The 11,424-nt window shown below is 73.1% G+C and carries 14 protein-coding genes; 9 read left to right on the forward strand and 5 right to left on the reverse strand.

From position 1 onward, the window contains the following. On the reverse strand, nt 1-334 hold a 334-nt coding region (locus tag AB0I76_RS13075), incomplete at its 3' end, for an RNA polymerase sigma factor region1.1 domain-containing protein (RefSeq protein ID WP_357034080.1). Between the two features lie 287 nt (nt 335-621). On the opposite strand from AB0I76_RS13075, the gene AB0I76_RS13080 reads away from it, so the two are divergent. Beyond that, complete coding sequence (locus AB0I76_RS13080; protein ID WP_357034083.1) at nt 622-1,446, forward strand: inositol monophosphatase family protein; 825 nt, start codon at nt 622-624, stop codon at nt 1,444-1,446. Nucleotides 1,447-1,449: 3 nt separating this feature from the next. Here AB0I76_RS13080 and AB0I76_RS13085 read toward each other — a convergent pair whose 3' ends face one another. Next, on the reverse strand, nt 1,450-1,965 hold the full coding sequence (locus tag AB0I76_RS13085; RefSeq protein WP_357034102.1) for a LytR C-terminal domain-containing protein: 516 nt from the start codon (nt 1,963-1,965) through the stop codon (nt 1,450-1,452). A 438-nt stretch (nt 1,966-2,403) separates the two neighbouring features. On the opposite strand from AB0I76_RS13085, the gene AB0I76_RS13090 reads away from it, so the two are divergent. Next, nucleotides 2,404-2,700, forward strand: a complete 297-nt coding sequence (locus AB0I76_RS13090) for a DUF4193 domain-containing protein (protein ID WP_007075406.1) — start codon at nt 2,404-2,406, stop codon at nt 2,698-2,700. Between the two features lie 141 nt (nt 2,701-2,841). Then, nucleotides 2,842-3,678 carry a hypothetical protein gene (locus AB0I76_RS13095; RefSeq protein ID WP_357034085.1) on the forward strand — a complete coding sequence of 279 codons (837 nt, stop codon included), beginning with the start codon at nt 2,842-2,844 and terminating at the stop codon, nt 3,676-3,678. Nucleotides 3,679-3,715: 37 nt separating this feature from the next. On the opposite strand, the gene AB0I76_RS13100 is transcribed toward AB0I76_RS13095, so the two are convergent. Further along, entirely contained in the window at nt 3,716-4,258 is a 543-nt protein-coding gene (locus AB0I76_RS13100) for a DUF3093 domain-containing protein (protein WP_357034104.1), read from the reverse strand. Between the two features lie 89 nt (nt 4,259-4,347). Between AB0I76_RS13100 and dut the strand changes: the two genes are divergently transcribed. From dut to AB0I76_RS13120, 4 genes are all read left to right on the forward strand, one after another. Continuing rightward, complete coding sequence (gene dut / locus AB0I76_RS13105; RefSeq protein WP_357034087.1) at nt 4,348-4,893, forward strand: dUTP diphosphatase; 546 nt, start codon at nt 4,348-4,350, stop codon at nt 4,891-4,893. Continuing rightward, on the forward strand, nt 4,890-5,546 hold the full coding sequence (locus AB0I76_RS13110) for a DUF3710 domain-containing protein (RefSeq protein ID WP_357034089.1): 657 nt from the start codon (nt 4,890-4,892) through the stop codon (nt 5,544-5,546). Before dut ends, AB0I76_RS13110 begins: the two co-directional genes overlap by 4 nt. 130 nt (nt 5,547-5,676) lie before the next feature. Further along, entirely contained in the window at nt 5,677-6,057 is a 381-nt protein-coding gene (locus tag AB0I76_RS13115) for an OB-fold nucleic acid binding domain-containing protein (RefSeq protein WP_357034091.1), read from the forward strand. Between the two features lie 32 nt (nt 6,058-6,089). Continuing rightward, nucleotides 6,090-6,767, forward strand: a complete 678-nt coding sequence (locus AB0I76_RS13120) for a DUF3159 domain-containing protein (protein WP_357034093.1) — start codon at nt 6,090-6,092, stop codon at nt 6,765-6,767. Nucleotides 6,768-6,819: 52 nt separating this feature from the next. On the opposite strand, the gene AB0I76_RS13125 is transcribed toward AB0I76_RS13120, so the two are convergent. Next, the gene (locus AB0I76_RS13125; protein ID WP_357034106.1) at nt 6,820-7,515 is read right to left on the reverse strand and encodes a TrkA family potassium uptake protein; all 696 of its coding nucleotides are present in this window, start codon (nt 7,513-7,515) and stop codon (nt 6,820-6,822) included. Then, entirely contained in the window at nt 7,512-8,177 is a 666-nt protein-coding gene (locus tag AB0I76_RS13130) for a TrkA family potassium uptake protein (RefSeq protein WP_357034095.1), read from the reverse strand. The genes AB0I76_RS13125 and AB0I76_RS13130 overlap by 4 nt, the downstream gene beginning before the upstream one ends. A gap of 159 nt (nt 8,178-8,336) precedes the next feature. Here AB0I76_RS13130 and AB0I76_RS13135 point away from each other — a divergent pair, with 159 nt between their 5' ends. Then, the gene (locus AB0I76_RS13135; RefSeq protein WP_357034097.1) at nt 8,337-10,394 is read left to right on the forward strand and encodes an APC family permease; all 2,058 of its coding nucleotides are present in this window, start codon (nt 8,337-8,339) and stop codon (nt 10,392-10,394) included. Then, nucleotides 10,391-11,424, forward strand: a 1,034-nt coding sequence (locus tag AB0I76_RS13140; protein WP_357034099.1) for a TRAM domain-containing protein, incomplete at its 3' end; no start/stop codon positions are given. The genes AB0I76_RS13135 and AB0I76_RS13140, both read left to right, overlap by 4 nt.

Genomic DNA, 11,424 nt, shown 5'->3' on the forward strand with positions numbered 1-11,424 from the left:
ACGCCTCCTCGGCGGCCGGCGCCTGCTTCGGCGCGGGCGCGGGCGCGGCGGCCTTCTTGGTGGTCTTGGCCGTGGTCGCCCGGGACGCCGGAGTGGCGGAGCGGGCGGCCGCGACGCGGCGGCGGGTGCTGGCGGAGCCATCCACGACGACGGTCACCCCCGCCTCGGAGAGCGCCCGCAGGATCTTCTTGGCCTGGGCCGGAGTCACCTCGGCGGACTCGACGGTGCGCGCGAGCTGAGCCGACGTGAGCTGGCCGCCGGCGCTCTGGGCGTGGGCGATCAGGGTGTCGGTGAGCGAGCGAACGTCGGCGCCGTTCTGGCGGGGTTCTGTCACGAATGACCTTCCGGAGGCGAAGAGCGGGCACGGCCGGGTCGTCCGGCGTGGCGCGGAGCGCGGTGCCGGGCGATGTCGTTGAGGGACCCCCGTGTCCCGGTCCCGCCGGTCGCTGGCGGCCCGTGGCGCGTGGGCAGGGTGAATTGTAACGCCGTCTGCGGCGATCATCCTGCGGCGCACGGCGTACCGGCGGTGGGGACCGCCGATTCGGCGCAGATGTGGACTTTGTAAGGATGATAGCGCGCGCGATCCGCAACACCCCGGACGTGCGGGAAGGGGACCGACGAATGGATCGCTCGACACCTGCGGCGCAGGAGCTGCTGGAGATCGCCGTCGATGTGGCGCGGGACGCCGCGGCGACCGCGTACCGCATGCGGGCCGAGGGAGTCTCGGTGGCCGCGACGAAGAGCACGGTCACCGACGTGGTGACCGCCGCCGACCGGGCGGTGGAGCGACAGGTGATCGACGCGCTGCGCAGGCTCCGGCCCGACGACGCCGTACTCGGCGAGGAGTTCGGCGCGGGCGAGGCCGCCGGCCCGTCCGGTCCCGGCGCCGTGCGGTGGATCGTCGACCCGATCGACGGCACCGTGAACTACCTGTACGACCTGCCGCACTCCGCGGTCTCGCTGGCCGCCGAGGTCGACGGCAGGGTCGTCGCGGGGGTGGTGCGCAACCTCAGCACCGGCGACGAGTGGACGGCCACGGCCGGCGGGGGCGCCTGGCGCGCCGGTGAGCGGTTGCGATGCTCCACCGAGACCGACCTCGGTCAGGCGCTCGTGGCCACCGGCTTCGGGTACGACCCGCGGCGCCGGGCGCACCAGGCGCAGGTGGTGGCCGGGCTGATCACGCAGGTGCGGGACATCCGGCGACTCGGCGCCGCCGCGATCGACCTGTGCTACGCGGCCGAGGGCCGGGTGGACGCCTACTACGAGAAGGGGCTCGCCGCCTGGGACCTCGCGGCGGGCGGCCTGGTGGCGAGTGAGGCCGGACTGCGGGTGGACGGCCTGCGCGGCGTGCCGGCCGGGCCGGACATGGTCGTGGCCGCCCCGCCGGCCCTGTTCGAGCCCCTGCACGCCCGCCTCGCCGACCTCGACGCCTCGGGCGGCCCCTGACCGTCAGCCCTTCGCCGGGGCCGGGCAGGAGCCGGGCGGCGCGACGGGCGAGCCGAGGTCACCGAGTGACTGGTTGACCTCGGTGGTGGTGGCGAGCTGCTGGAAGGACGCGCCCAGCACCACGTCGACGGTGTCGTCCTTGCGCTTGGGGTCGTACTCGTACCGGGCCTCGTCCAGGAAGTAGGCGCGCAGCAGGTGCGCGGAGCCGACGGCCTTCGGGCCGTACCGGAGCACGGCGATGTCGTCGATCTTCTTCTTCTGGTCGGCGACCTTCTTCACCTGGAACTTGCGGTTCCGGAAGTCGTCGGCGATGTCGGTGGCCAGGCCGATCCGCTCGGTGCCGTTGAGAACGTTGATCTTGACGTCCTTCTGCTCGCGCAGTGCCACGTCGGCGACCGGCCAGCCCTCGGGGCAGCCACCGGCGGCCCCCGCGTCGCTCTGGGTGTCGCGGACCAGGGCGACGACCACGAAGACCAGGGCCACTACCGCCAGCAGACCGACGACAACGAGTGCTCGCACTCGCGCAAAGCTCATCAGGGTGCTCCCCGGGCAGAGGTGGTGGTGGCGGCCGTCGGTGCGGTCGGGCCGCCCCGCCGGCCGTCGGAGTACGCCGCTGAGGTTAACGGTTGTCCGGCCGTCGCGTGGAAACAGCCGGACATGCCGGCGCGCCATCCGGGAACGGGGTACTACTACCCCTATCTTCGTGTCGCCTGAGTCACATTGGGAACAACTTCGCGTGCGGGGGCGTACATCTCAGCCACGAGGGCGGTATACATGCCACGCCCAACGGGGGGGTAAGGTACCGCGCTCGCTGGAGGAGTTTCTTCTGGCGGCTCCGAACCGGCTTCGGCCGGGGTCGGGTGACCGACACAAATGGTGGCCGGCCAGCGGAACCGAAACAGCGTCGTCCGGCGTTACAACCGGAAGCGACAACATCGATATGGGAGAGTGAAACCGATGGCCACCGACTACGACGCCCCGCGTCGCGACGAGGTCGACCTCGGCGAGGACAGCCTGGAAGAGCTCAAGGCCCGGCGCGTCGACTCACAGTCGGGCGCCGTGGACGTCGACGAGGCCGAGGTGGCTGAGAGCTTCGAGCTGCCCGGTGCCGATCTGGCCGACGAGGAACTCACGGTCAAGGTTCTGCCGATGCAGCAGGACGAGTTCCGCTGTGCTCGCTGCTTCCTGGTGCACCACCGCAGCCAGCTCGCGGTCGAGCGCAACGGTGAGCTGATCTGCCGCGAGTGCGTCTGACCCCGTACGAGGACGACATCGGCGGCGGCTCCCACGGCGGGGCCGCCGCTTGCTCCGGTCGCCGTGCGCCGCACCGGGGGACCTGCTTGACTCGTGACGGGCCACCGTCGCGTCGGCGGCGGGCCACGGGAGGGCGTACCGATGAGCGAGCGGAGCGAGCCGGACGGGCGGCTCGAAGCGGAGCGGACGGGCGTCGAGGGCGGCACTGACGACGCCGGTGCAACCGAGGACCTGGGTGCGACGGTCGCGGCGCTGACCGCCGACGACATCGCGCCCGGACGCCGCCGGCAGTTGCTCGGCCGGATGGTGGCGCAGGCCCGTTCGCGTGGCGTGGCCGACCTGTTCAAACCGAAGGCCGCGGTGCGCTGGATGGTGGACACGGTCGCCGAGATCGCCCCGCACGTGCCCGTCCGCGACCTGGCGACGCTGCGGCGGCACTTCCCCGACCTCGACGGCGAGGACCTCGCCGATCGACTGGTGCGCAACGCCGCGCGGGCGACAGCCGGTGTCGGCGCCGCCGGCGGGGGCGTCGCGGCGGTCGAGTGGACCGTCGCACCGACCCTGCTCTCGGCGCCGGTGCTGCTGGCCGCCGAGACGGTCGCGGTGGTCGCGATCGAGCTCAAGCTGATCGGCGAGCTGCACGAGGTCTACCGCGTCCCGCTGCCGCCCGGTGGTACGCAGCGCTCGGTCGCGCTGATGCAGTCGTGGGCCACCCAGCGGGGCATCAACCCGATGATGCCCGGCGTCGGGGTCAGCGCGGTGCTCGGCACCGCCGCCCGCAAGGAGCTGCGGGACACCCTCCTCAAGCGGTTCGGCCGCAACCTGACCACGCTCGGCCCGTTCCTCACCGGGGCCGCCGTGGCGAGCTACCTCAACCGGCGGGCCACCCACGCGACGGCCGACCAGCTCCGGTCCGACCTGCGCCGCAAGGGCGTGACCCGGCCCGGCAGCCCACCGGCCCTGCCCACCTCATCCTGACCGCGGCGACCGGACCTCCTCCGCCGGCCGAACGCCGTCAGGCGGTCCCGGTGGCGCCGGTGCGGGATCCGGTGTCCGTACCGGCGGCGGCGCCGGCACGGGCCGCATCGCGCGCGGCGAGCAGCGAATCGGTCAGCTCGACCGGCCGGCGCGAGCTGACCACCCAGAACGGGGTGGGGTCGGCCGGGTCGTCCAGCACCACCTGGACGGCGCCGGGAACCCACGGCCGCTGCACCACGAAGGCCAGCGGGTCCGACCCGACGCCCAGCACCTCGCGCCGGCCCGCGGCGTCCAGCGGGATCACGTCCGCGACGAATCGGGCCGGCAGGCGGGCGTCGTCCACCCGCAGCTCGCCGTCGGCGACGGCGATCCGGATCCGGCCCAGCCACGCCAGGCCGGCCACGGTCGCCGGCAGCAGCACCGCGAAGGGCAGCCAGGCCCGCATCCCGGGTGCGCCCATCCAGATCTCGGCGGCGAGCAGCGCGGCCACCGCCAGGCCGAACAGCCACAGCCACCAGGGCAGGCCGAGCCGCTCCGAGTGGGCGGCGGGGGACGGCGAGGACGGCGAGGACGGCGACATGCTCACAGTCCGAGGGTACGGCGCGCGACCGCCCGGGTACCCGGCAGGATGGCAGGGTCACCCCGCGAAACGGACGGAAGAGGGGAACCGTGACCGACGTCGTACCCGTACCCGTACGGCAGCTCGACCCGGAGCTGCCGCTGCCGGCGTACGCCCATCCCGGCGACGCCGGGGCCGACCTGGTGGCCGCGACGGACGTCGAGCTGCCGCCCGGTGGTCGGGCCCTGGTCCCGACCGGCGTGGCGATCGCCCTGCCCGAGGGGTACGTGGGGCTGGTGCACCCGCGCTCCGGGCTGGCGGCGAGGCTCGGCGTGACCGTGCTCAACGCGCCCGGTACGGTCGACGCCGGCTACCGGGGTGAGATTCTGGTCAACCTGATCAACCATGATCGGGAGGTGCCGGCGACGATCTCCCGTGGCGACCGCATCGCACAGCTCGTTGTGCAGCGGGTGGCCCGGGCGGAGTTCCAGCCGGTGGCCGAGCTGCCCGAGTCCCGCCGGGGCACGGGCGGGCACGGCTCCACCGGCGGGCACGTCGGTCTGGTACCGCCCCCGCCCGGTCCGGACGATCGGGCGGTCGAGGAGGACGGAAGAGGTGGCACGGTGAGTGTGAACAGCGGAGGGTGGGCGCAGTGATCTTCTCCCGAAAGCGGGCCGGTTCCGGACGGCACGCACGTGACGAGGGGGCCGCGGAGGTCCTCGACTCCACCGATCTGGAGGCGACGCCGGCGCGTGGTCCCTACGACGCTTCCGAGGCGCCCGAGGGGGTGCAGCGGCTCGACCTGGGCAGCCTCCAGATCCCCGCGGTCTCCGACGTCGAGGTCCGGGTCCAGGCCGACCAGCAGGGCGTGATCCAGCAGGTCGTCCTGGTGCACGGCGACAACGCCCTCCAGCTCGGCGTCTTCGCGGCGCCCCGCAGCGAGGGCATCTGGGACGAGGTGCGCGAGGAGATCCGCAAGTCGCTGTTCGCCGACGGCGCCGCCGCGCAGGAGGTGCAGGGGGAGTACGGCACCGAGCTGCACGCCCGGGTGCGTACCCCGGACGGCCTCACCGACCTGCGCTTCGTCGGCATCGACGGCCCCCGGTGGATGGTCCGCGGCGTCTACCAGGGTCGGGCGGCCACCGACCCGGCCGCCGCCGGCCCGCTCGGGGAGTGCCTCGACGGCCTCGTGGTCGACCGTGGCCAGGAGGCGAAGCCGGTCCGCGAGCCGCTGCCGCTGCGGCTGCCCCGCGAGGTGGCCGACCAAGCCGCCGCCACGGAGGACGCACCCGCCGCCCGCGAGGCCTGACCGCCTCCTCGGCCGAACGGCCGGGACCGGTTCCGTCGGCGTACGCTGGCGGGACGGTCCCGGCGTCGTCGGGTCCGCAAGCCAGAGCCGGCGGAGCGCCGGTCAGCGTGGAGAGGGTGACGCGGAGGTCATGACGACCGACGAGCGCCAGAGTTCACTGCGACGGATGCTGCGCCGGCTCACCGCCAGCGAGGCGGAGATCGAGGCGCAGGAGCTGCGCAGGGAGAGCGCCGAGCACGGGTGCCCGCCCGCTCAGCAGTGCATGCGGGGCCAGGTGGTCTCGGTGGCCGGACGGCTCCGCACGGTGGTCTACACCCCCCGGACGAACCTGCCGACGCTGGAGGCGGACCTCTACGACGGCAGCGACGTGGTCACCCTGGTGTGGCTGGGCCGGCGGCACATCACCGGCATCGAGCCCGGGCGCCACCTGACCGCCCGGGGGCGGATGGCCGTACGGGACGATCGCAAGGTCATCTACAACCCGTACTACGAGCTGGAACCGCCGAGGTGAAACCTCCGGGTGCGGCGGACGGAAGGCAGGGCATGACGACGGGACAGCACCGCTCGGCGCAGCCGGACCTCGGACCGGTGGAGGAGGAGCCGCTCCCCACCCTCGCCGAGCAGATGGCCGACCAGTTGGGCGGCTGGCGGGGGCTGGTGGAGTCCAGCATTCCGGTGGTCGTCTTCGTGGTGGCGAACATCCTCGGTGACCTTCGCCCCGCCGTCATCGCCTCGGTCGCGGTCGCGCTGGCGATCGCCGTGCTGCGGCTGGCCCAGCGTCGGCCGGTCCGGCACGCCGTCAACGGTCTGTTCGGCGTGGCCATCGGTGCCGCGATCGCCTGGCGTACCGGCAACGAGCGCGACTTCTACCTCCCCGGCATCCTCTACGGCATCGGCTACGGCGTGGCCCTGCTGATCTCGGCGGCGATCCGGCAGCCCCTGGTGGGCTGGCTCTGGTCGGTGCTGGTCGCCAAGGGCAAGTCGGAGTGGCGGGACGACCCCCGTCTGGTCCGGACCTTCACCGGGTTGACCGTGCTCTGGGGCGTGGTGTGGCTGGCCAAGGTCGGCGTCCAGGCGGCGCTCTACCTCGCCCACCAGGACACCGCGCTCGGTGTGGCCCGGTTGGCGCTGGGCTACCCGCCGTACGCGCTGCTGTTGCTGATCACGGTCTGGACCGTCCGCCGGGTGACCCGGGAGACGGCGCCGACCCCCGGCGCCTGAGCCGACGCCGGGCCGCCCCGCCGGTCCGTGGCCCTGGCCCCCTGGCCCGGTGTCAGCGGGACTCGCGGGTCCGTTCCACGCTGTCCGGGCCGAGCACGACCGCGCGGACCTGGTCCTCCACCTCGGCGGTGCAGACGAAGATCAGCTCGTCGCCGGCCTCCAGCGGGTCGTCCGGGCTGGGCACCAGGACCCGCTTGCCGCGCAGGATCGCCACCAGGGCGGAGTCGCGCGGCAGGGGCACCTGGTGCAGGGCCTGACCCACGTACGGTGCGGTGGGCGGGAGGGTGATCTCGACGAGGTTCGCCTCGCCCTGCCGGAAGGTCATCAGCCGGACCAGGTCCCCGACGGTGACCGCCTCCTCGACCAGGGCCGCCATGACCCGTGGTTTGCTCACCGCGACGTCCACGCCCCACTGCTCGGTGAAGAGCCACTCGTTCTCGGCCCGGTTGACCCGCGCCACCACCCGGGGCACCGCGAACTCGGTCTTGGCCAGCAGCGACACCACCAGGTTGACCTTGTCGTCGCCGGTCGCCGCGACGACCACGTCGCAGCCGGCGACGTTCGCCTCCTCGAGGCTGGTCAGCTCGCACGCGTCGGCGAGCACCCACTCGGCGGCGGGGACACGGTCCGGGCGCAGCATCCGGGGCTGCCGCTCGATCAGCATCACCTGGTGGCCGTTGTCGATCAACTCCTGGGCGATCGAGCGACCCACGTTGCCGGCGCCGGCGATGGCGATCCGCATGCTCAGTGCCCTCCTTCCGGCGGCGTCGCCGCCACCGACGTGACCGACGCCACGATGTCGTCGGTGACCAGCATGAAGATCTGGTCGCCCTCCTGGACGACGGTGGACACCGTGGGCAGCGTGCCGATGCCGAAGCGGATCAGGTACGCCACCCGCGCGCCGCTCGACTCCTCCAGCGCGCGCACCGACCGGCCGATCCAGTCCTTGTGCACCGGCACCTCGACGATCGACACGGTGCTGGTCGGGTCGCGGAAGATCTCGACGTTGCCCTCGGGGACGAGGTGGCGCAGCATCCGGTCGGCGGTCCACCGGACGGTGGCCACCGTGGGGATGCCGAGTCGCTCGTACACCTGGGCCCGGCGCTGGTCGTAGATGCGGGCGGCCACGCGGGAGACGCCGAACGTCTCCCGGGCCAGCCGCGCGGAGATGATGTTGGAATTGTCGCCGCTGGAGACGGCCGCGAAGGCGTCGGCGCGCTCGATGCCGGCCTGTCGCAGCACCTCGCCGTCGAACCCGGCGCCGGTCACCGTGATGCCCGCGAAGTCGGGGCCGAGCCGCCGGAACGCGTCGGAGTCCTGGTCGATCACCGCCACCGAGTGCCCCCGGGACTCCAGGCTCTGGGCGAGCGTCGAACCCACCCGACCACAGCCCATGATCACGACATGCACCGCGTCCCCTCCTCACCGGCCCGCACCGCGTGCGGCACCCGACTGCGAGCCTGCCACGTCTCTCCGCGTGGGCGCGGCCCGACGGTACTCCGGTCGTACACCCGGTTGTGATCGGCCACCCCGGCGGTCCGGGCCGTGATGGTCGTACTCTTGGCCGTTGTGGCCAGACCCACCTCGCTGCTGAAGCGGCTGCTCCTCGGTCGACCGTTCCGGTCCGACCGCCTCCAGCACACCCTCCTGCCGAAGCGCATCGCGCTTCCCGTCTTCGCGTCCGACGCCCTGTCCAGCGTCGCGTACGCGCCGGACGAGATCCTGCTGACGCTGTCCATCGCCGGCGCCTCGGCCTACTTCTTCTCGCCGTGGATCGCGCTCGCGGTCGTCGTGGTGATGCTCACGGTGGTGGCCAGCTACCGCCAGAACGTGCGGGCCTACCCCTCCGGCGGCGGCGACTACGAGGTGGCCACGGTCAACCTCGGGCCGCGGGCCGGTGTCGCGGTGGCCAGCGCGCTGCTGGTCGACTACGTGCTGACGGTCGCGGTGTCGGTCTCCGCCGGGGTGGCCAACCTCGGCTCGGTGGTGCCCTTCGTGGGCACCCACAAGGTCATGATCGCGGTGCTCGCGGTGGCGACGCTCACCGCGCTGAACCTGCGCGGCCTGCGGGAGTCGGGCAACCTGTTCGCGATCCCCACCTACGGCTTCGTGATCGTCGTCGGCGGCATGCTGCTCACCGGCCTGATCCGGATCTTCGTGTTCGGCCAGGACCTGCGCGCGCCCAGCGCCGACCTGGTGATCCAGGCCGAGCACAGCGTCACCGGCTTCGCCCTGATCTTCCTGCTGCTGCGCACGTTCTCCTCCGGCTGTGCGGCACTGACCGGCGTGGAGGCCATCTCCAACGGCGTGCCGGCGTTCCGGGCCCCGAAGAGCCGCAACGCGGCCACCACCCTCCTCCTCCTGGGTGCCATCGCGGTCAGCATGCTGGTCGGCATCATCTGGCTGTCCCGGCTGACCGGGCTCCAGTTCGTCGAGGACCCGGACCTCCAGATCGTCTCCGGCCCCGAGGGGTACGTGCAGAAGACCGTCACCACGCAGCTCGGCGAGACGGTGTTCGGGTCCGGCTCGGTGCTGCTCTTCGTGGTGGCCGGCGCGACCGCGCTGATCCTGTTCCTCGCGGCGAACACCGCGTTCAACGGCTTCCCGGTGCTGGGCTCGATCCTGGCCCAGGATCGCTACCTGCCCCGACAGCTGCACACCCGCGGTGACCGGCTGGCGTTCTCCAACGGCATCCTCTTCCTGGCCGTCTTCGCGATCGTGCTGATCGTCGGCTTCCAGGCCGAGGTGACCAAGCTCATCCAGCTCTACATCGTCGGCGTCTTCGTCTCGTTCACGCTCTCCCAGGCCGGGATGATCCGGCACTGGAACCGGCACCTGAAGACGGAGCGCGACCCGCAGGCCCGCAGCCGGATGGTCCGCTCCCGTGCGATCAACACGTTCGGCATGGTGATGACCGGTACCGTGCTGGTCATCGTGCTCGTGACGAAGTTCCTGCTCGGTGCCTGGATCGCCATCGTCGCGATGGCGATGATCTACGTGCTGATGCTGGCCATCCGGCGGCACTACGACCGGGTCGCCGTGGAACTGACTCCGGACGAGGGACGCCCCGTCCTGCCCGCCCGCAACCACGCGATCGTGCTGGTCAGCAAGCTGCACCAGCCGACGCTGCGGGCGCTGGCGTACGCGAAGGCCACCCGGCCCGACACGCTCACGGCGGTGACGGTCAACGTGGACGACAAGGACACCCGGCAGTTGCAGGTCGAGTGGGAGCGGCGCGACGTCCCGGTCCCGCTGACCGTGGTCGACTCGCCGTACCGGGAGATCACCCGGCCGATCCTCAACTTCGTGGCCAACGTCCGCCGGGAGTCGCCGCGCGACGTGGTCACCGTCTTCATCCCCGAGTACGTGGTCGGGCGCTGGTGGGAGAACCTGTTGCACAACCAGAGCGCGTTGCGCCTCAAGGGGCGGCTGCTGTTCGAACCGGGCGTGATGGTGACCAGTGTGCCGTGGCAGCTCGCCTCCACCGCCAGTAAGAACCTGGACCGGCTGGACGCCACGCTGAGCCAGGGCCCGCCACGGGGCCCCCGCGTGGTCCCGCAGAGCACCCTGCCGCCGGTCGTCTCCGCTCCACCCGGGGAGCGCCGCATGGACGGGGACCGCCCGTGAGCGCCGTCGGAGGTGGGCTGGAGGAGGCCGAGCGGGTCGAGCTGACCGTCGACGCCGTCGCACCGGGGGGCCACTGCGTCGCGCGGGTCGACGGGCAGGTCGTCTTCGTCCGGCACGCGCTGCCCGGCGAACGGGTCGTCGCCGAGGTCACCGAGGTGCACAGGGGCTTCGCCCGGGCCGACGCGGTGACCGTGCTCCAGGCCGCGCCCGACCGCGTCGAGCCACCCTGCCCGTACGCCAGGCCGGGCCGCTGCGGCGGCTGCGACCTCCAGCACGTCGCTCCCGCCGCCCAGCTGGACTGGAAGACGGCGGTGGTCCGCGAGCAGCTGACGCGCCTGGCGAAGCTGACCGAGGCGGAGTGCGACGCCCTGGCCGTGCGCGTGGAGGCGCTGCCCGGCGGTCCGCTGGGCTGGCGCTCCCGGATCCGGTACGCCGTCGACGGCGCCGGCCGGGCCGGGCTGCTCAAGCACCGCTCGCACGAGGTGGTGCCGATCGACCGCTGCCTGATCGCCCACCCGGCGATCCAGGAGCTGCCGGTGCTCGCGCCCAGCGGGGCCCGGTGGCCCGACGCGGACGCCGTCGAGACGGTCGCCTCCACCGGGGGCGACGTGACCGTCACCGCGTACGCCGAGGGCGTGCCGACGGCCGTGAGCGGCCCGGAGCGGGTCCGCGAGCGGGCCGCCGGCCGGGAGTGGGCGCTGCCCACGTCGTCGTTCTGGCAGGTGCACCCGGCCGCCGCCGACACGCTCGTCGGCGCGGTGCTGGAGCAGCTCGCCCCGCGGCCCGGCGAGCGCGCCTGGGACCTCTACGGCGGGGCGGGACTCTTCGCCGCGGCGCTCGCCGCGCGGGTCGGCGACACCGGGCGGGTCACCCTCGTCGAGTCCGCCGAGCAGGGCGTCACCGCCGCCCGGGAGAACCTGGCCGACCTCCCGCACGTGGAGGTCGTCGCGGCCCGGGTGGAGACCGCGCTGGCCCGCCGACGGATCACCGGCCCGGTCGACGTGGTGGTGCTCGACCCACCCCGCGCCGG

The organism is Micromonospora sp. NPDC049799 (genome assembly GCF_040656655.1).
Lineage (GTDB): Bacteria > Actinomycetota > Actinomycetes > Mycobacteriales > Micromonosporaceae > Micromonospora.